Annotated in this window: 22 protein-coding genes; 15 read left to right on the top strand and 7 right to left on the bottom strand. The window is 64.9% G+C overall.

Features of this window, described 5'->3' with window-relative positions:
- The first annotated feature begins 37 nt into the window (after window positions 1-37).
- The 10 genes from BTN82_RS26425 to BTN82_RS26380 all read left to right on the top strand — a co-directional run bounded on the left by BTN82_RS26425 (window position 38) and on the right by BTN82_RS26380 (window position 7,081).
- A complete protein-coding gene (locus tag BTN82_RS26425; protein WP_075121987.1) occupies window positions 38-700 on the top strand; it encodes a riboflavin synthase in 663 nt (220 codons plus the stop codon).
- Window positions 701-731: 31 nt separating this feature from the next.
- Window positions 732-1,823: a bifunctional 3,4-dihydroxy-2-butanone-4-phosphate synthase/GTP cyclohydrolase II gene (ribBA, locus tag BTN82_RS26420; RefSeq protein ID WP_075121986.1), complete on the top strand. Its 1,092-nt coding sequence runs from the start codon at window positions 732-734 to the stop codon at window positions 1,821-1,823.
- Between the two features lie 91 nt (window positions 1,824-1,914).
- The gene (gene ribE, locus BTN82_RS26415; protein WP_007924117.1) at window positions 1,915-2,391 is read left to right on the top strand and encodes a 6,7-dimethyl-8-ribityllumazine synthase; all 477 of its coding nucleotides are present in this window, start codon (window positions 1,915-1,917) and stop codon (window positions 2,389-2,391) included.
- Window positions 2,388-2,888: a transcription antitermination factor NusB gene (gene nusB, locus BTN82_RS26410; RefSeq protein ID WP_075121985.1), complete on the top strand. Its 501-nt coding sequence runs from the start codon at window positions 2,388-2,390 to the stop codon at window positions 2,886-2,888. The genes ribE and nusB overlap by 4 nt, the downstream gene beginning before the upstream one ends.
- 18 nt (window positions 2,889-2,906) lie before the next feature.
- Window positions 2,907-3,872 (top strand): thiamine-phosphate kinase, encoded by a 966-nt coding sequence (thiL, locus tag BTN82_RS26405; RefSeq protein WP_075121984.1) that lies wholly within the window; start codon window positions 2,907-2,909, stop codon window positions 3,870-3,872.
- Entirely contained in the window at window positions 3,869-4,372 is a 504-nt protein-coding gene (locus BTN82_RS26400) for a phosphatidylglycerophosphatase A (protein WP_075121983.1), read from the top strand. The genes thiL and BTN82_RS26400 overlap by 4 nt, the downstream gene beginning before the upstream one ends.
- A gap of 10 nt (window positions 4,373-4,382) precedes the next feature.
- Complete coding sequence (locus BTN82_RS26395) at window positions 4,383-5,141, top strand: substrate-binding periplasmic protein (protein WP_075121982.1); 759 nt, start codon at window positions 4,383-4,385, stop codon at window positions 5,139-5,141.
- 112 nt (window positions 5,142-5,253) lie between these two features.
- The gene (ribA, locus tag BTN82_RS26390; protein WP_075121981.1) at window positions 5,254-5,871 is read left to right on the top strand and encodes a GTP cyclohydrolase II; all 618 of its coding nucleotides are present in this window, start codon (window positions 5,254-5,256) and stop codon (window positions 5,869-5,871) included.
- Complete coding sequence (locus BTN82_RS26385; protein ID WP_075121980.1) at window positions 5,868-6,287, top strand: MFS transporter; 420 nt, start codon at window positions 5,868-5,870, stop codon at window positions 6,285-6,287. Before ribA ends, BTN82_RS26385 begins: the two co-directional genes overlap by 4 nt.
- The gene (locus BTN82_RS26380; protein ID WP_075121979.1) at window positions 6,287-7,081 is read left to right on the top strand and encodes a cobalamin-binding protein; all 795 of its coding nucleotides are present in this window, start codon (window positions 6,287-6,289) and stop codon (window positions 7,079-7,081) included. The genes BTN82_RS26385 and BTN82_RS26380 overlap by 1 nt, the downstream gene beginning before the upstream one ends.
- 93 nt (window positions 7,082-7,174) lie before the next feature.
- Here the strand turns inward: BTN82_RS26380 and BTN82_RS26375 are convergent, their stop codons facing one another.
- The 4 genes from BTN82_RS26375 to BTN82_RS26360 all read right to left on the bottom strand — a co-directional run bounded on the left by BTN82_RS26375 (window position 7,175) and on the right by BTN82_RS26360 (window position 12,346).
- The gene (locus BTN82_RS26375) at window positions 7,175-9,070 is read right to left on the bottom strand and encodes a TonB-dependent receptor domain-containing protein (RefSeq protein ID WP_075121978.1); all 1,896 of its coding nucleotides are present in this window, start codon (window positions 9,068-9,070) and stop codon (window positions 7,175-7,177) included.
- 139 nt (window positions 9,071-9,209) lie between these two features.
- A complete protein-coding gene (gene dxs / locus BTN82_RS26370; RefSeq protein WP_075121977.1) occupies window positions 9,210-11,108 on the bottom strand; it encodes a 1-deoxy-D-xylulose-5-phosphate synthase in 1,899 nt (632 codons plus the stop codon).
- Between the two features lie 111 nt (window positions 11,109-11,219).
- Window positions 11,220-12,107 (bottom strand): (2E,6E)-farnesyl diphosphate synthase, encoded by an 888-nt coding sequence (gene ispA / locus BTN82_RS26365; RefSeq protein WP_075121976.1) that lies wholly within the window; start codon window positions 12,105-12,107, stop codon window positions 11,220-11,222.
- On the bottom strand, window positions 12,104-12,346 hold the full coding sequence (locus tag BTN82_RS26360) for an exodeoxyribonuclease VII small subunit (protein ID WP_044465286.1): 243 nt from the start codon (window positions 12,344-12,346) through the stop codon (window positions 12,104-12,106). The genes ispA and BTN82_RS26360 overlap by 4 nt, the downstream gene beginning before the upstream one ends.
- Before the next feature lie 213 nt (window positions 12,347-12,559).
- Between BTN82_RS26360 and nirK the strand changes: the two genes are divergently transcribed.
- Genes nirK through BTN82_RS26345 form a run of 3 tightly spaced genes read left to right on the top strand, consistent with a single transcriptional unit; the run spans window position 12,560 to window position 15,077 of the window.
- On the top strand, window positions 12,560-13,651 hold the full coding sequence (gene nirK / locus BTN82_RS26355; protein WP_075121975.1) for a copper-containing nitrite reductase: 1,092 nt from the start codon (window positions 12,560-12,562) through the stop codon (window positions 13,649-13,651).
- A 60-nt stretch (window positions 13,652-13,711) separates the two neighbouring features.
- Complete coding sequence (locus tag BTN82_RS26350) at window positions 13,712-14,011, top strand: ArsR/SmtB family transcription factor (protein WP_075121974.1); 300 nt, start codon at window positions 13,712-13,714, stop codon at window positions 14,009-14,011.
- Window positions 14,012-14,066: 55 nt separating this feature from the next.
- Complete coding sequence (locus tag BTN82_RS26345; protein ID WP_186828458.1) at window positions 14,067-15,077, top strand: zinc-dependent alcohol dehydrogenase family protein; 1,011 nt, start codon at window positions 14,067-14,069, stop codon at window positions 15,075-15,077.
- Window positions 15,078-15,101: 24 nt separating this feature from the next.
- Here BTN82_RS26345 and BTN82_RS26340 read toward each other — a convergent pair whose 3' ends face one another.
- Window positions 15,102-15,551, bottom strand: coding sequence for a DUF3828 domain-containing protein (locus BTN82_RS26340; protein ID WP_075121972.1), 450 nt, complete (start codon window positions 15,549-15,551; stop codon window positions 15,102-15,104).
- A gap of 215 nt (window positions 15,552-15,766) precedes the next feature.
- Here BTN82_RS26340 and BTN82_RS26335 point away from each other — a divergent pair, with 215 nt between their 5' ends.
- Both BTN82_RS26335 and BTN82_RS26330 read left to right on the top strand, forming a co-directional pair.
- Complete coding sequence (locus BTN82_RS26335) at window positions 15,767-16,066, top strand: type II toxin-antitoxin system RelE/ParE family toxin (RefSeq protein WP_075121971.1); 300 nt, start codon at window positions 15,767-15,769, stop codon at window positions 16,064-16,066.
- Window positions 16,063-16,356 carry an addiction module antidote protein gene (locus BTN82_RS26330; protein WP_075121970.1) on the top strand — a complete coding sequence of 98 codons (294 nt, stop codon included), beginning with the start codon at window positions 16,063-16,065 and terminating at the stop codon, window positions 16,354-16,356. The genes BTN82_RS26335 and BTN82_RS26330 overlap by 4 nt, the downstream gene beginning before the upstream one ends.
- Window position 16,357: 1 nt before the next feature.
- On the opposite strand, the gene BTN82_RS26325 is transcribed toward BTN82_RS26330, so the two are convergent.
- Together BTN82_RS26325 and BTN82_RS26320 are read right to left on the bottom strand one after the other, a co-directional pair.
- Window positions 16,358-17,533, bottom strand: coding sequence for a sensor domain-containing diguanylate cyclase (locus tag BTN82_RS26325; RefSeq protein ID WP_075121969.1), 1,176 nt, complete (start codon window positions 17,531-17,533; stop codon window positions 16,358-16,360).
- A gap of 205 nt (window positions 17,534-17,738) precedes the next feature.
- Window positions 17,739-18,113 carry a DUF6124 family protein gene (locus tag BTN82_RS26320; RefSeq protein WP_075121968.1) on the bottom strand — a complete coding sequence of 125 codons (375 nt, stop codon included), beginning with the start codon at window positions 18,111-18,113 and terminating at the stop codon, window positions 17,739-17,741.
- Window positions 18,114-18,286 lie beyond the last annotated feature (173 nt).

Here is an 18,286-nt window from a genome sequence, read left to right as displayed (position 1 = left end):
CGCCCCGCGGCGGCCCTGTTCTCGAGGAGGACTCCATATGTTCACAGGCATCATCGAATCCATCGGCAGTATCCGTGCATTGACCCCCAAGGGCGGCGATGTGCGGGTGTATGTGGAAACCGGCAAGCTCGACCTGGGCGATGTGAAACTCGGCGACAGCATCGCGGTGAACGGCGTCTGCCTGACCGCGGTGGAACTGCCGGGCGACGGCTTTTGGGCCGACGTCAGCCGCGAGACCCTGGACTGCACCGCTTTCCATCAGTTGAAAGCCGGCAGCCGGGTCAACCTGGAAAAGGCCCTGACCCCGACCACCCGCCTGGGCGGCCATCTGGTCAGCGGCCACGTCGACGGCGTCGGCGAGGTGGTAGCCCGGGAAGAAAATGCCCGTGCCATCCAGTTCCGCATCCGTGCGCCCAAGGACCTGGCCAAGTACATCGCCCATAAAGGCTCGATCACCGTCGATGGCACCAGCCTGACGGTCAACGCGGTCGATGGCGCCGAGTTCGAGCTGACCATCGTCCCGCACACGCTGGCCGAAACCATCATGGCCGACTACCGGCCGGGTCGGCAGGTCAACCTCGAGGTCGACCTGCTGGCGCGTTACCTGGAGCGCCTGCTGCTCGGCGACAAGGCGGCGCAGCCTTCGAGCGGCGGCATCAGCGAAAGTTTTCTGGCCGCTAACGGCTACCTCAAATCCTGAACCTCAAATTTTGAAAGAAGGGGGGTGCCGCGTGGCGCTCAACAGCATCGAAGAACTGGTTGAAGACATCCGCCAAGGCAAGATGGTCATCCTCATGGATGACGAAGACCGCGAGAACGAAGGCGACCTGATCATGGCCGCCGAGTGCTGCAAGGCCGAGCACATCAACTTCATGGCCAAGCATGCCCGCGGCCTGATCTGCATGCCGATGAGCCGCGAGCGTTGCGAGCTGCTCAAGCTGCCGTTGATGGCGCCGCGCAACGGTTCCGGGTTCGGCACCAAGTTCACCGTGTCCATCGAGGCCACCACCGGCGTGACCACCGGCATTTCCGCCGCCGACCGCGCCCGCACGGTGCAGGCCGCCGCGGCCCGGGACGCCAAGGCCGAAGACATCGTCAGCCCGGGCCACATCTTCCCGCTGATGGCCCAGCCGGGCGGCACCCTGGCCCGTGCCGGCCATACCGAGGCCGCCTGCGACCTGGCGCGTATGGCCGGTTTCGAGCCGAGCGGGGTGATCTGCGAAGTGATGAACGACGACGGCACCATGTCCCGTCGCGCCGAGCTGGAAGCCTTCGCTGCCGAACACAACATCAAGATCGGCACCATCGCCGACCTGATCCACTACCGGATGATCCACGAACGTACCGTTCAGCGGATTGCCGAGCAGCCGCTGGACAGCGAACTGGGCCAGTTCAACCTGGTGACCTATCGTGACTCGGTGGAAGGCGACGTGCACATGGCGCTGACCCTGGGCAACATCTGCGCCGAAGAACCGACCCTGGTCCGCGTGCACAACATGGACCCGCTGCGCGACCTGCTGATGGTCAAGCAGCCCGGCCGCTGGAGCCTGCGCGCCGCGATGGCTACGGTCGCCGAGGCCGGCAGCGGCGTGGTGCTGCTGTTGGGGCACCCGCTGGACGGCGACGTGCTGCTGGCGCATATCCGCGAGACCGCCGAACACGCGCCGGCGAAAAAACCGACCACCTACAGCATCGTCGGTGCCGGCTCGCAGATCCTGCGCGACCTGGGCGTACGCAAGATGCGCCTGATGAGTGCGCCGATGAAATTTAATGCGATATCCGGTTTCGATCTGGAAGTTGTAGAATACGTGCCCTCCGAATAAAAGCCGGCTGCCTGCGGCTTGAAATTCGCGGTTCAAATATCACTGGTGGGCGCGTAACGAACGCGCCCCGGCTCTTTAAGAGATTTGTCGAATGACCCTGAAGACCATCGAAGGTACCTTCATCGCCCCCAAAGGCCGCTATGCCCTGGTGGTCGGCCGTTTCAACAGCTTCGTCGTCGAAAGCCTGGTCAGCGGCGCGGTCGACGCCCTGGTCCGTCACGGCGTGAGCGAAAGCGACATCACCGTGATTCGTGCTCCGGGCGCCTTCGAGATTCCGCTGGTCGCGCAGAAAGTCGCGCAGAAGGGCGAGTTCGCGGCGATCATCGCCCTGGGCGCGGTCATTCGTGGCGGCACTCCGCACTTCGAATACGTGGCTGGCGAATGCACCAAGGGCCTGGCCCAGGTGTCCATGGAGTTCGGCGTACCGGTCGCCTTCGGCGTGCTGACCGTCGACTCGATCGAGCAAGCCATCGAGCGTTCCGGCACCAAGGCCGGCAACAAAGGCGCTGAAGCCGCCTTGTCCGCTCTGGAAATGGTCAGCCTGCTGGCGCAGTTGGAGGCCAAGTGATTAGCGACGATAGCGATCGTTTCAACCCGCGCGATCCGAAACCTGCGGACGCTGGCAAGCCATCCAAGAGCGCCAAGCGTCGCGAAGCCCGCCAGCTCGCGACCCAGGCGCTGTACCAATGGCATATGGCCAAGCACTCGCTGAACGAGATCGAAGCGCAGTTCCGGGTCGACAACGATTTCACCGACATCGACGGCGCCTACTTCCGTGAGATCCTGCACGGCGTACCGGCCAACAAGAACGAGATCGACAACGCGCTCGTGCCTTGCCTGGACCTCGCCATCGAAGAGCTGGACCCGGTCGAGCTGGCGGTCCTGCGCCTGTCCACCTGGGAGCTGCTCAAGCGCGTCGACGTGCCGTACCGCGTAGTGATCAACGAAGGTATCGAGCTGGCCAAGGTCTTCGGTTCCACCGACGGCCACAAGTTCGTCAACGGCGTACTCGACAAGCTGGCCCCGCGCCTGCGTGAAGCTGAAGTGAAGGCGTTCAAGCGCTGATCCGCGCTTGCAGCTGCCATGGGCGAGTTTGAGCTGATCCGCAATTTCTTCGCCGCCGCGCCTTGTGCGCAGGGCGGCGAGGGCATTGCCCTGGGGATCGGCGACGACTGCGCCTTGCTGGCTGTTCCCCAGGGCGAGCAGTTGGCGATATCCACCGACACCCTGGTGGCCGGTGTGCATTTCGCAGACCCCTGCGACCCTTTCCTGCTTGGCCAGCGCTCGCTGGCAGTGGCGGTTAGCGACCTGGCGGCCATGGGCGCCGCGCCCCTGGCATTCACCCTGGCCCTGACCCTGCCGACCGTCGACGCCGACTGGTTGCAAGCCTATGCCCGTGGCCTGAATGCTATGGCGCAGGCGTGCGGCGTGCGCCTGGTGGGCGGCGACACCACGCGCGGGCCCTTGACCCTGACCCTGACGGTCTTCGGCCGTGTCCCTGTCGGCCAGGCCCTGACCCGCGGCGGTGCCCGGCCCGGGGACTTGCTGTGCGTCGGCGGCGAGCTGGGTAACGGTGCTGGCGCCCTGCCGCTGGTGCTTGGGCAGCGCACGGCCGATCCGGCGATCGCCGAGCCGCTGCTGGCCCATTACTGGTCGCCGCAACCGCAGTTGGCCCTGGGCCAGGCACTGCGCGGCAAGGCCAGCGCAGCCATGGATATCTCCGATGGCCTGCTGGCCGATTGCGGGCATATCGCGGCCGCCTCGGCTGTCGGCTTGCTGATCGAAAGTGAAAAACTGCCGATGTCCCGGGCGCTGTCGGCTTTTCTCGGTGAAAATGACGCCCGCTCGGCGGCGCTCAGCGGCGGCGACGACTACGTGCTGCTGTTCACCCTGCCGCCGGACGAGCTGGCCCCGCTGCTGGCCGCTGGCTGGCCGGTGCATGTACTGGGTCGGGCGGTGGCCGGGCAGGGCGTGGTGCTGCTGGATGCCGCGGGGCAGGACATCACCCCGAGTACTCGGGGCTATCAACATTTTCGGGAGACACCGTGACAGATCATCCCAAGCAGGTTCCGGCAGAGTTCGTGCCGCCTTCCGTCTGGCGCAATCCTTGGCATTTTCTTGCATTTGGCTTCGGTTCGGGCACTTTGCCCAAGGCTCCGGGTACCTGGGGCTCGCTGGTTGCGCTACCTTTTATCCCGCTGTGGCAGATGTTGCCGGATTGGGGTTACTGGCTGATGCTCGGCATCACCATGCTGTTTGGCTTCTGGCTGTGCGGCAAGGTGGCCGACGACCTGCGGGTGCATGACCATGAAGGCATCGTCTGGGACGAAATGGTCGGGATGTGGATTACCCTGTGGCTGGTGCCGGAAGGCTGGTACTGGTTGCTGGCGGGGTTCCTGATGTTCCGCTTCTTCGACATTCTCAAGCCTTGGCCGATTCGCTGGATCGACCGGCATGTGCACGGCGGTATCGGCATCATGCTCGACGATGTACTGGCCGGTGTCTTCGCCTGGTTGGCGATGCAGGGCCTGGTGTGGTGGTTTACCTGAGGAGTCAGCCATGCGGCTCGGTCGCGTCCTGCTGGTAATGCTCTGTGTCCTGGCCGCTAACCTGGCCCGGGCCGATGAACCGGCGGCGCTTCCCGGGAAAATCCGGGTGGCCAGCGAAGAGTGGGACAACTACACCCAGGCCGATGGCCAGGGCATGGCCTGGGACATCCTGCGCGAGGTCTTCGAGAGTCAGGGCGTGAAGCTCGACAGGCGCAGCGTGCCTTACACCCGCTCAGTCGGGCTGGTGCAGCGCCGGGAAGTGGACGCGCTGGTCGGCTCGTATCGGGACGAGATCGAAGGCGCGCTGTACCCGCGCTGGAATTACGATACCGACCATATCTACAGCCTGGGGCTGGCGACGAACCCGGCGCCGACCCTGGCCACGCTCGGCAGCTATCGCCTGGTCTGGGTGCGGGGCTACAAGTACCAGGATTACCTGCCCAACCTTAAGCGCTTCAATGAAATCCGCCGACGGATCGGCATCTTGCCGATGCTCCAGCAGGGGCGCGCCGATTTCTATATCGACGCCCTGACCGAGGTCGACTTTGTCCTGTCCCAGGCCGCGGACCCTTCGTTGTTTCGTCGCTCCCATCTGGCCGAGCTGCCGTTGTTCCTGGGGTTTGCCGACAATGAGCGGGGGCAGGCGCTGTGCGCGCTGTTCGATCGGCGGATGGACGAACTGGTGAAAAACGGCCGTTTACGGCCGATTTTCCAGCGTTGGAATCAGCCTTACCCGTTCGACGTCGAACGTCCGCCTGCCGAGCGCTGATCTAACTTCTCGATCTTTATGTCCGATAATTCAGCCTAAGCGTCTGTCGGAAGCTGCTGTTACAATGTCGCCTCTGCGAATTTCAAGTCCCATACAGATCAGGAGCACAACGGTGCCCGTCGTTTTTGTTGCCGCTTCCAAGCTGCCCACTCCTTTTGCGCAATTCACCATGCACGGTTTTCTCGACGAAGCCACCGGCCGCGAGCACGTCGTGCTCAGCCTGGGTGATATTGCCGATGGCGCTCCGGTGCTCGGCCGGTTGCACTCCGAATGCCTGACCGGCGATGCCCTGTTCAGCCAGCGTTGCGATTGCGGTTCGCAACTGGAAGCGGCGCTGCGGGCCATCGCCCATGAGGGTCGGGGTGTGCTGCTGTACCTGCGCCAGGAAGGCCGCGGCATCGGTTTGCTCAACAAGATTCGCGCCTACGAGTTGCAGGACGGCGGCGCCGACACCGTGGAAGCCAACGAGCGCCTGGGCTTTGCCGCCGACCAGCGCGACTACGCCATGTGCCTGCCGATGCTCGAGCACCTGGGGGTGAAGTCCCTGCGCCTGATGACCAACAACCCGCGCAAGGTCAAGGCCCTGACCGAGATGGGCATCGTTGTCGCCGAACGTGTCCCGCTGCATACCGGCCACAACCCGCACAACAAACTCTACCTGGCGACCAAGGCCAGCAAGCTCGACCACATGATGGGCAACGAGCATCAGGGCGAGGTAGACCGGGCGTGACCCGCGGTCAGGTACGGCGGCGTCTGGCCGTCAGCTGGTGGCAATACCTGGCGCTGGCGCTGTTGCCGCTGTTCGTGATCAACCTGGTGTTCGGCCAGGGCGAGCCGCTGCTGCCGATCCTGGCGATGCCGTTTTTCATCGCGGGCGTGGCCTCGATGTTTGCCAGCCTGAAGTTTTTCGGCCGCTACAAGCATGCCTTGGTTGCCACCCATAAAGCCCTCGACACCCCGGACGAACCCGGTGCCTGGATCGCCCTCGCGGCCAGTCGCCGTGCGGCCTTCCTGGCGGCGGCCCTGCCGGCCTGGATCGGTGCCCTGGCGGTGTTCGTCGGCCTGGAAGCGGTACCGCTGATCCTGCTGGCGCTGTCCACCGCAGTGCTGTTCTACCTCTACCGTATTCCGCGTCAACTCGGCTGATGCGGCGCTGGCTAGCCGTCCTGCTGCTGGCGTTCGGCGGCCCGGCGCTGGCGGCGGAACGGGTGGTCAGCCTTGCGCCGTCGCTGTCGGAGATCGTCGTCGAACTGGGTAGCGCCGACCTGCTGGTCGGCGTGCTCGATGCCGGCGAACGCCCCACTGAGCTGAAAGACCTGCCCTCCGTGGGCCGCTACGGCCAACTGGACATGGAGCGCCTGCTCAGCCTAAAGCCGGATCTGCTTCTGCTCTGGCCCGGCAGCGTCGGCCCGGCCCAGCGCGAACAGCTCGCCCGCCTGGGCATCCCGACCCTGGTGGCCGAACCCCATAGCCTCGACCAACTCGTCAGCCAGATCGAGACCATCGCTGCTCGGCTCGGGCGTGCACAGCGCGGCCAGGCGCTTGCCGGCCACCTGCGCCAACAACTCGCCAGCCTGCGTCAGCGTTATGCCCGCAGCGAGCCTCTGGCGGTGTTCTATCAGGTCTGGGATCAGCCGCTGTACACCGTGGGCGGCACGCAGATTATCAGCGACGCCTTGGCGGTGTGCGGTGCGCGCAATGTATTCGCCGACCTGCCGCTGCCGGCGCCGCAAGTCAGCGTCGAAGCGGTGTTGCAGCGCAATCCGGCAGCGATCCTGGCCAGTACCCCGGCGCAACTCGAGGCCTGGAAAGCCTGGCCGCAGGTCTCGGCGGTGGCCCAAGGGCGCTTGTTGTTGGTTACGGACAAAGGCCTGGAGCGGCCGAGCGGGCAGATGATCGCGGCGACAGCCAAGCTCTGCCAATGGCTTAGCCCTGAGTAGCGGATCGCGAGCAAGCTCGCTCCTACAGGGGATTGCACGCTGTTCTGTAGGAGCGAGCTTGCTCGCGATAGCGCTGTTACAGGCGCCGCCTGACTAAAGCTCTGGCGTCCAGGTCACCCCGAACATCCATGCCCGGCCTTCCTCGCGGTACCCGTACTGCGCGCCGTCGTGGCTGTACAACGCCCGGCTGTAGGACTTGTCGAGCAGGTTGTCGACCTTCAATTCCAACCGGACCTCGCGATTCAGCGCCCAACTGCCGCGCAGGCCCAGCAGGGCGTAACCGCCGAGGCGCTGCTGGTTGGCCGGGTCGTCGTAGCTGCTGCTCACCGCCTGCCAACTGGCACCGAGGCCCAGGCGGTCGAACTGCCGGTCCAGGTCCCAGCTCAGGGTGCGGCGGGCACGGCGGGCCAGGGTGTGGCCGGTGTCGCGGTCGCGGGGATCGATGATTGCCAGCCCGAGGTTGCTCTGCCAGTCGAACAGCTCCTGTTTCAGCGCCGCCTCGAAGCCGTCGATGCGAGCGGAGCTGACGTTTTGCGGGCCGTTGCTGGCGAAAACGATCGCGTCCCGAAGGTCGGTCCGGTACAGCGACGCCTCAAGCCGGCTGCTGTCGCTGAGCTGGCTGCGCCACTGTAATTCGTAGCTTTTCGAGGTTTCGGGCTTCAGGTCCGGGTTGCTGTTGATGAAGCCGTTTTCGTTCGGGTAGTAAAGGTCGTTGAAGGTCGGCGCGCGAAAGCCTTCGCTGTAAGTCAGCAGCAGGTCGTTGTCCGGGTTCAGCGGCAGGGTAAAGGTGCCGCTCCAGCTGTTCTGGCCGCCGAACTGTTGGTTCTGGTCGCGGCGCAGGCCCAGCTCGGTGGAGAAACGCTCGGCCTGGAAACGGTGCTGGATAAACGCCGCCCGGTTCCAGCGGCTGTCTTCGTCGAAGGCGGTGCTGCTGTTGACCCGGTCCTGGTACCAGTCGCCGCCGACGATCAGGCGGTTGCGTTCGTCCAGGGTCAGGTCGTTCTGCCAGTTCAGCGAGTCGCGGTAGGTGTTGAACACCGAGCGTTCATCGCTGAGCTTGTCGAGGCTCTTCTCGCGGTTTTCGCTGTGGCCCAGTTCCAGGCGCGATTGCCAGGCTTCGTTGATGTGGCCGTCGATATAGCTGCTGAAGCTGCTGACGGCGAATTCGCTGTAGGGTTTCTGCGGGTAGCTTTCGAAGGTGTTGCTGTCGAAGCGCCCGAAGGGATTGTCGAACTCGTTTTTACCGCGGTTATCCAGCAGGTTCAGGCCGGCTTCCCAGTCATCGTTGAAGGCGTGGCTCAGGCTCAGGCTCAGGGATTGGTTGCGGTAGGCATCATCGTCGCGATCGCTGGCATAAGACTCATGGGTGCGATTGCTCCCAGCGGTTTCGTCGAGGCTGGCGCCCAGGTTGAAACGGGTCTGCTGGTCGCCGCCGGACAGGCCGATGCTGCGCTCCCAGCTCTGCTGGCTGCCCATGCCCAGGTGCAGGCGGGGTTGCAGGCCCTGCTCGGCGCTGCGCCGGGTGAAGATCTGGATCACCCCGCCAATCGCGTCGCTGCCGTAGATCACCGAACGTGAACCGCGCAGCACTTCCACGCGCTCGATCTGCTCGATATTCAGGTGCTGCAGGTTGCTGTCGCCCGAGGTGGAAGAGCCGATGCGCTGGCCGTCCACCAGCACCAGGGTCTGTGCTGACGAGGTGCCGCGAATGTAGATGCCGGGCAAGCTGCCTCGCCCGCCGGTCTGTGCCACTTGCACGCCCGGTACCCGTTGCAGCAGGTCAGTGACGCTGGAGGGTTGCAGGCGGTCGATATCGTCGCGGGTAAACACGGTGTTGGCGGCGCTGCTGTCGTTACGCGCCTGCACTTGGCGGTTGGCGCTGATCAGCACGTCGGGCAACTTGAGCGCCTGTTCGCGGTCGAGGGTGTCGGCCAGCAGTTGGCCGGCAGGCAGCAGGGTAAGGGTCAGGGCGAGACGCGAGAGCTTCATCGACAATCCATTGCGGCTGGTGAGCGAGGCAGGGGCCAGGGATAAATCCTGTAGCCGCTGCCGCAGGCTACGATCGGCCCCGAAGAGGACGCGCTCTTCGAGATCGGCCCTTATCGCAGCCTGCGGTAGCGGCTACAGGTTACAGGCCGAGCAGTTGCAGGCGTGCCTGCACGGCGGCTTCGATACCGGCTTCGTCCAGGCCGCATTCGGCGAGCATCTGCGCCGGCTTGGCGTGCTCGACGTAGAGGTCCGGCAACCCCAGGTGCAGGATCGGCTTGAGGATCGCCTCGCGCGCCAGGAACTCGCTGACCGCACCGCCGGCGCCGCCCATGATGGCGTTTTCCTCGACGGTCACCAGCAGCGCGTGGCTGGCGGCGATCTCGCGTACCAGGGCCTCGTCCAGCGGTTTGACGAAGCGCATGTCGACCACGGTGGCATCCAGCGTGTCGGCGACTTTCAGCGCCTCGGCCAGTTGCACGCCGAATACCAGCAGGGCCACCTTGCTGCCCTGGCGGCGGACCACGCCCTTGCCGATCTCGATCGGCTGCAGGTCTTTCTCGATGCTGGCGTTCGGGCCGCTGCCGCGCGGGTAGCGCACGGCGGCCGGGCCGTTGTACAGGTGGCCGGTGCTGAGCATCTTGCGCAGTTCGTTCTCGTCACTCGGGGTCATCACCAGCATGCCGGGGATGCAACGCAGGAACGACAGGTCGAAGCTGCCGGCGTGAGTCGGGCCGTCTTCGCCCACCAGGCCGGCGCGGTCGATGGCGAACAGCACGTCGAGGTTCTGCACCGCCACGTCATGCACCAGCTGGTCGTAGCCGCGCTGCAGGAACGTCGAATAGATCGCCACCACTGGCTTGGCGCCTTCGCAGGCCATGCCGGCCGCCAGGGTCACGGCGTGTTGTTCGGCAATCGCCACGTCGAAGTAACGCAGCGGGAAGCGTTCGCTGAACGCCACCAGGTCCGAGCCCTCCTTCATCGCCGGGGTGATGCCCACCAGGCGCGGGTCGGCGGCGGCCATGTCGCACAGCCACTCGCCGAATACCGCGGAGTACTTCGGCCCGCCGGCTTTCTTCGGCGCGGCGGCCGGGGCGTCCAGGGGTTCGAGCTTGGTGATGGCGTGGTAGCCGATCGGGTCGACTTCCGCCGGGGCGAACCCTTTGCCCTTTTTCGTCACCACATGCAGAAACTGCGGGCCCTTGAGGTCGCGCATGTTGCGCAGGGTGGCGATCAGGGTCGGCAGGTCGTGGCCGTCGATGGGGCCGATGTAGTTCCAGCCCAGTTCCTCGAACAGAGTGCCGGGAACCAGCATGCCCTTGGCGTACTCTTCGGTGCGGCGGGCGATTTCCCAGGCACCGGGCAGGCGCGACAGGACCTTCTTGCTGCCCTCGCGCATGCTGGCGTAGGTGCGGCTGGAGAGGATCTTGGCCAGGTAGTTGGAGAGGCCGCCGACGTTGCGCGAGATCGACATGTCGTTGTCGTTGAGGATCACCAGCATGTTGGCGTCCACTTCCGGCGCGTGGTTCAGCGCCTCGAAGGCCATGCCCGCGGTCAGGGCGCCGTCGCCGATCACCGCGATGGCCTTGCGCTCGCTGTTCTGCAGGCGGGCGGCAATGGCCATGCCCAGCGCGGCGCTGATCGAGGTGCTGGAGTGGCCGACGCCAAAGGTGTCGTACTCGCTCTCGGAGCGGCGCGGGAAGGCGGCCAGGCCGTCCTTCTGGCGCAGGGTCGCCATGCGTTCGCGGCGGCCGGTGAGGATCTTGTGCGGATAAGCCTGATGACCCACGTCCCACACCAGACGGTCGTCCGGCGTGTCGAAGACGTAATGCAGCGCGATGGTCAGCTCGATGACGCCCAGGCCGGCACCGAAATGCCCGCCGGTCTGGCCGACCGAATAGAGCAGTTCCAGGCGCAACTCATCGGCCAGGGTTTCCAGCTCGGCTTCGCCTAACCGGCGCAGGCCGTCCGGCGTATTGGCACGGTCGAGCAGGGGCGTGGTCGGGCGCTTGCGGGGAATCTCATGGAACGTCGTGGGCATCAGGCGAATCGTTATAGGTATAAAAGAGGCGGCAGTTTACCTTATGCATCGCAAGCTGCCCACGCGGAGCGCGGAACTTGGTGGATAGGCGGTCTGCCGCGCCGGGGTCGATCAGCTGCGTCGTTCGACGATATAGCGCGCCAGCTCCCGCAGGGGCTCGGCGGCCGCGTCAAAGGGTCGCAGCGCATGCAAGGCCTGATCGCGCAGCTCCAGGGCATAGGCCTTGGCCGCTTCCAGGCCGAGCAGGGCCGGGTAGGTCGGTTTATCCCGGGCAATGTCGGCGCCCTGGCGCTTGCCCAGGGTCGCGGTATCGCTTTCCACGTCGAGAATGTCGTCCTGCACCTGGAACGCCAGGCCAATGGCCTGGGCATAGGTCTGCAGGGACTTGAGCTCATCTTTCTCGGCCCGGCCGCTGGCCAGGGCGCCGAGCTTGACGCTGGCCTCGATCAGCGCGCCGGTCTTGTGCCGGTGCATGTATTCCAGGGCTTTCTGATCGAGCTTGAGGCCCACCGAACCGAGGTCGATAGCCTGGCCGCCGACCATGCCAGCGGGGCCTGCCGCCAGCGCCAGGGCGCTGACCATCCGCAGGCGGATCTCGGCGCTCGAATCGCTCAGGCGCGGGTCGAGCAGGGCACTGAACGCCAGGCTTTGCAGGCCGTCGCCGGCAAGAATCGCGCAGGCTTCGTCGAAGGCTTTATGGGTGGTCGGCTGGCCGCGACGCAGGTCGTCGTCGTCCATCGCCGGCAAGTCGTCGTGCACCAGGGAATAGGCGTGGATCAGTTCCACCGCGCAGGCCGCGCCGTTGGCCTGTTCCGCCGGGCTACCGAGGGCTTCGCAAGCGGCGTAGGCCAGCAGCGGGCGCACGCGTTTGCCGCCGTTCATCACGCTGTAGCGCATGGCTTCGTAAAGGCGGGCCAGCTCGGGGCTTGGCGCGTTGAACAGGGTTTCCAGCGCAGCATTGACCCGGGCCTGACTGCTGGCCTGATAGGCCGCGATCATTCCGGTTGTTCCGCGTCGAAGGGTGCTTCGGCCAGTTCGCCGTCGCGCTCCAGCAGGATCTGCACTTTCTGCTCGGCCTGGGCCAGCGCCGCCTGGCAGTCGCGGGTCAGGCCGATGCCTTGCTCGAAGGCGGTCAACGAGTCTTCCAGCGACAGCTCGCCGTTCTCCAGCCGCTCGACCAGCGTCTGCAGGTCGGCGAGGGATTGTTCGAAATCTAAGGCAGCTTTTTTGCGGGCCATGGCGGCTATCCCGGTTGACGTTAAACCGGCGCGACACTAGCAGACATGGGGTTTTGGGGCAAATGAGCCGCGGTCGCCGAGCCGATTGCCTGCGCTGGATCATGGCCTGTTTACACGGCCGGGCGGGTGATGCCATTTCTTGCTTTGCGACAAGGAAAATTGCCGGCACTTGCCTTGCAATGACCCATCGTTGATTGGCAAGGAGAAGCTGAAATGGGTGTTTTCCAAGGTGTATTGAGGACGTGTGTACTGTTGGGCAGCTGTGCCAGTAGCCTGGTGCTGGCCGGCGGGGCCGACGGTTTGCAGCGGGTGAAGGTGGATCTGCTGGCGCCGCCGCAGGTTCATCCCCACGAGCAGGCGGTCAGCGGGCCGCCCAAGGTGCTGCAGTTTCGCATGAGCGTCGAAGAGAAAAAGATGGTCATTGACGACCAGGGCACCACGTTGCAGGCCATGACGTTCAACGGCTCCATGCCCGGCCCGACCCTGGTGGCGCACGAGGGGGACTACGTGGAGCTGACGCTGGTCAACCCGGCGAGCAACAGCATGCCCCACAACATCGACTTTCATGCGGCCACCGGGGCCCTGGGCGGGGCGGGCCTGACCCAAGTGGTGCCGGGCCAGGAAGTGGTGCTGCGCTTCAAGGCCGACCGCAGCGGCACCTTTGTCTACCACTGTGCGCCGCAAGGCATGGTGCCCTGGCACGTGGTCTCGGGCATGAGCGGCGCGCTGATGGTGCTGCCTCGCGACGGCCTGCGCGACCCGCAAGGCAAGCCCCTGCATTACGACCGCGCCTACACCATCGGCGAGTTCGACCTGTATATCCCCAAGGACAAGGACGGCCACTACAAGGACTACCCGACCCTGGCGTCCAGCTACCAGGACACTCGCGCGGTGATGCGTACCCTGACCCCGAGCCATGTGGTGTTCAACGGCCGCGTCGGCGCCCTGACCGGGGCCAATGCCCTGACCTCCAAGGTCGGCGAAAGCGTGCTGTTCATCCATTCCCAGGCCAACCGCGACAGTCGTCCGCACCTGATCGGCGGCCATGGGGACTGGGTCTGGACCACCGGCAAGTTCGCCAACCCGCCGCAACGCAACCTGGAAACCTGGTTCATTCCCGGCGGCTCCGCCGTGGCGGCGCTGTATACCTTCAAGCAGCCGGGCACCTACGTGTACCTCAACCACAACCTGATCGAAGCCATGGAGTTGGGGGCCCTGGCCCAGGTCAAGGTCGAGGGGCAATGGGACGATGACCTGATGACCCAGGTGAAGGCGCCGGGGCCGATCGTCGAGCGCAAACAGTAGAAAAGGGCAGGGATATTGCTCAGGTCTTGATCATTTCGGAAAAGTCCGTAATATCCCCCCATGCTCATCGACCAAATCAAAGCGCTGGCCAGCGACATCCGCATGCAGATGCTCGAATGGCTGAAAGACCCGGAAGGCAATTTTCCGCCCCAGGGCCATGACGCGCCGACTGTCATCGGCATCTGCATGACTGACTTGCAGCACAAGGCCGGGCTCTCGGCGTCCAGCACCTCCAGCCATCTGGCGATTTTGCAGCAGGCTGGCCTGGTTGATGCCACACGCATTGGCAAGTGGACTTATTTTCGCCGTAACGAAGCCGTCATCGCAGCCTTTGCCGAGCAACTGAAGCGCGAGCTTTGAAGTTTTACCTGAACATTTCGTAATTTTACGAAATGAAACGACGACCCAAGAGGAACTGTCCATGAAAGCAATCTACGTTCAAGCCGGTGGTGGCTACGACAAAGTAGTGGTCGGCGAGGCTCCGGCAGCCGCGCCCCAGGCGGGCGAAATCACCGTGCGCCTGCGCGCAAGCTCCCTCAACTACCACGATTTCGCGGTGGTCAGCGGCATGTGGGGCCCCACCGAGGCGCGCATTCCGATGGCCGACGGCGCGGGCGAAGTGACAGCCGTGGGCGCCGGCATCAGCGAATTTGCCGTAGGCGATTCGGTGGTCAGCACCTTCTTCCCCGAGTGGCTGGACGGCGAGCCCAACGTTGAAGGCTTTGCCACCGTGCCGGGCGACGGCGTGGACGGCTATGCCCGTGAGTTCGTCACCGCTCGCGCCACTGCCTTCACCCGCGCGCCCAAGGGCTGGAGCCACGCCGAAGCCGCGACCCTGACCACCGCCGGCCTCACGGCCTGGCGTTCGCTGGTGGACGACGGCGGCGTGACGGCTGGCGATACGGTGCTGGTGCAAGGTACGGGCGGGGTGTCGATCTTCGCCCTGCAGTTCGCCAAGATGCTCGGCGCCACGGTGATCGCTACGTCCTCCAGCGACGCCAAGCTGGAGCGCTTGAAGGCCCTGGGCGCCGATCACCTGATCAACTACCGCCAGGACCCGGCCTGGGGCGAAACCGTGCAGAAGCTCACCGCCGGGCGCGGCGTCGACCATGTGATCGAAGTGGGCGGTCCGTCCACTCTGGAGCAGTCGATGATCGCCGCGCGGGTCGGCGGCCAGGTCTCGGTGATCGGCATCCTGACCGGCGTCGCCGGCGAGTTCCCGATTGTCACCGCGCTGGTCAAGCAATTGCGCTTGCAGGGTGTACTGGTGGGTAGCCGCCGGCAGCAGCAGGACATGGTCCGCGCCATCGACGCCAACGGCATGCGTCCGGTCCTCGACAAGCACTTTGCCCTGGACGCCATGACCGACGCCTTCCGCTACCAGGAAAGCAACCAGCACTTCGGCAAGATCATTCTCGATATCTGACCCTGCCTGGCTGGTCGCCGCGGATCATTCGCTCTGATCCGTGGTGGCCAGCACCTCGTTGATCTTCCAGCAGCCTTTGTCCTTGACCAGCAGCAGATCGACGATCTGCGTGGTGTCCGGCGTGTTGCCCAGGGTCACCGACTCGCGCGCCGAGGTGCCTTGTACCTGCGGTTCGCCGACCTTGATCTGAGTCAGCCACTCATCCATGTAGTCCTGGGTCTTGATGAAGTAGTCCTCTTCCAGGCCCTCGGGGCTGTCCATCTGCTGCTTGATCCGCCCGATCAGCGATTGCGTGACGTACTGCTGCAGGTGCGGCAGGTCGTCGGTGATCGGGTCTTTCTGGTCGCTGAAACTTTGCAGGTACCAGTTGTAGAAGGCTTCGGCCACGGGCTTGGGCGAGGCCGCGCAGTCGGCGAGGCTGAGACCGGGGTGCAAAGCGGCGGCGGCCAGGAGCAAGGGAAACAGCTTTCTCATGGGGCGGTGTCCTTACTGGGGCGATGGGGTGCGAGGCGCCGTCCAGGGCATCGAACGGCGGCCCTCAAGCACAGTCACGCCATTGCGGGGTGTTCGATTTCAACATGGGAGCACGGTTAGCGCTATTGATCGTTTGTCGCGGGGCTGCGTTTTGGCAGTGCCTTGCAATACAAATCCGCTTCCGGAAGGTGTAGTCTTAAAATCACAATCGCTGCATGATCGAGATCAAACAGACCGCGACCTTTATGGAGTGGGAACGCAGGCTCAAGGATTCCAGAGCCAGGGCAGCGATTGCGGCGCGTATTTTTCGCTTGGCCAACGGCCTGCCCGGGGATGTATCGCCGGTGGGCGAGGGCGTGAGTGAGTTGCGCATCCATTACGGGCCGGGCTATCGGGTTTATTTCCAGCAGCACGGCCTTCAACTCGTCATCCTGCTGTGTGGCGGCGACAAAAGTCGCCAGCGCCACGATATCGAACGGGCCTGCTACCTGGCCCGTCGCTGGAGCCCATCATGAATGAACCGCTTTTCGACTATGACCCCGCCACGGCCCTGCGCGACCCGCAAGCCATCGCCCTGTTCATGGCGGACGCCTTCGAGACCGGCGATGCCGGCTACATCGCCAAGGCCCTGGGGGTGGTGGCCCGGGCCAAGGGCATGACCGAACTCGCTCACGAGACCGGGCTGTCCCGCGAGCAGCTGTACCGCTCGTTCAGCGAAAAGGGCAACCCGACCCTGAAAACCCTGCTGGCGGTGATGCGCGCCCTGGGCCTGGACATGACCGCGCGCGTGCACGGGGCCGGGTAAATCAGCAGAGGCTGCTGGCGCAGCGTTCGCGAAGCCGGGTCTGGACGCGATTGCGGCCCTTGCCCTTGGCGGTGTACAGCGCCTGGTCGGCCTCCGACAGCAAGCGCGAAAGGTCGTGCCCGACATCCTGGGTGGTCACCACGCCGATGCTGACGCTGAGCAGCCCCGGCTCGAGCATTGCCAACTCCGAGAACCCCCGGCGAAGGCGCTCCGCGACCTGCACCGCCTGGCGCTCGTCGGTCTCCGGCAACAGGCAGGCAAACTCCTCGCCGCCGATACGGCCGAACACGTCCTGCGGGCGCAGGTTGGCCAGGGCCAATTGACCAAAAGCGATCAGCGCCTGGTCGCCCGTTTGGTGGCCGTAGGTGTCGTTCAGGCGCTTGAAGTGGTCCAGGTCGCACAGCAGCAGGGCCGCGCCGGCGCCACGGCGCTGGCTGTCGAGCAGGCTCCGTTCGCCCCGGGTCATGAACGCCCGACGGTTGCCCACGCCGGTCAGCGCATCGCTGAAGGCGGCGGCCTTGAAGCGTAGCTCCGCGCGCTCCTTGACCATCGCCAGGGTCACGTAGGCGATGCCGATCACGTACAGCATCGCCTCGAACAGCATCAGGGAAAAAAACGATACGCCCTGGCCGCTGCCCGACAGCGCGTTATCGAACGCCAGCCCTTTATCGGCAAAGGCCCGCACGGCATAAAAGGCCGTGTGCAGCAGGGTCAGCAGCAGTGCCGGTACATAGGCGACTTCCAGCTGCCGGCGGCTGCGCCAGAACTCCAACGCCGTCAGCACCCCATAAGCCGTCACCAGTGCCGAATACACCGATACCCGCGTGGACATCGACCCGTAGAACGCCGGCACCAGGCACAGCAGCAGCCACAGGGCCGCGCCGGCGAACAGGCCCGGCAGGTGCGGCAGGCGCCCGGCGAACACGCGCATCGCGGTCCAGTTCATCCCCGCGCTCAGCAATAGCAGCACATTGGCCAGCACCAGCGGCACCACATCGATTCCCAGCCCGCGCAGGCCGGTCAGCAGCATGCCCGCGGCCGCCAGCAGCATCATGCTGCCCAGGTACGCCAGCGAGCGCTCGCGGGTTTCCCGCAGCCACGCGTGGATGCTCAACAGCCCCATGAGGCAGAAGACAAAAACGCAAACCAGTTGCAGGGTCGGAATGTGCAGCACCATGTCCTTGGTTCTCACGGGGTCATGCCGGCAAGGGGCTGGCAGAGCGAGGTGGACCCCGTTGCTCGAGGGGCGCCTTGGCGTGGAAGCGCAGGATTGTAGCGATATCTTTTTGCCACTGCTTGATTGCGAAGGCGGGGCATTCGGGCGAGGGGAGAGCATCCGGCCAAAACGGGGCCCGTAGATGCGGCCCCGTATTCAGTCGTCCCTAGCGCGCCTGGGGCTGGTTGGCATCGAGCAGGGCGCTTACCACGGCATTGGCCATTTCCACCGAATGGATCATCGACCAGATCAACCCGCGTTCCACGCCGCTGGCGCGCTCGCTGATCTCGTCGCTGACCTGCACCGCGCAATCCAGCAGTAGCGACACATGGACCAAGGCTTCTTCGGCACTGACGCCGGGGCGGACGTTGAACAAGGCATCGCGGCCCACGGCTGCCGCGGCGGTGTCTTTCAGGCTGCCGAGGATAGAGGTTTCAGGCGTATTCGACGCCAGGGCCAGGCGAATGCGCTGGGTGGCGAGGTCGTGTTCGGGGTTTCTGAATTGCCCGGACAGGGGCGGATCGGGGACCAGCTTTTTCATGGTGCATCTCCAACGTGAGTGGAGCTGCCAGATGTCGCTGCTAAACGAGTGGGTGGCAGCTGTACGCAGGTTAGCAGGCCGGTCACATTGGAAAACCGGCGCACCCGAAGGTGCCCTGCGCACAGCCGCCATGACAGGCAGAAAGAATCTACCGACAGGTGACTTCGATGCGC

Origin of the sequence: Pseudomonas chlororaphis, from assembly GCF_001921865.1 — a bacterium.
Lineage (GTDB): Bacteria > Pseudomonadota > Gammaproteobacteria > Pseudomonadales > Pseudomonadaceae > Aquipseudomonas > Aquipseudomonas chlororaphis_D.
Note: the sequence above shows the minus strand (reverse complement) of the source record. Positions and strands in the feature narration are given on the sequence as shown.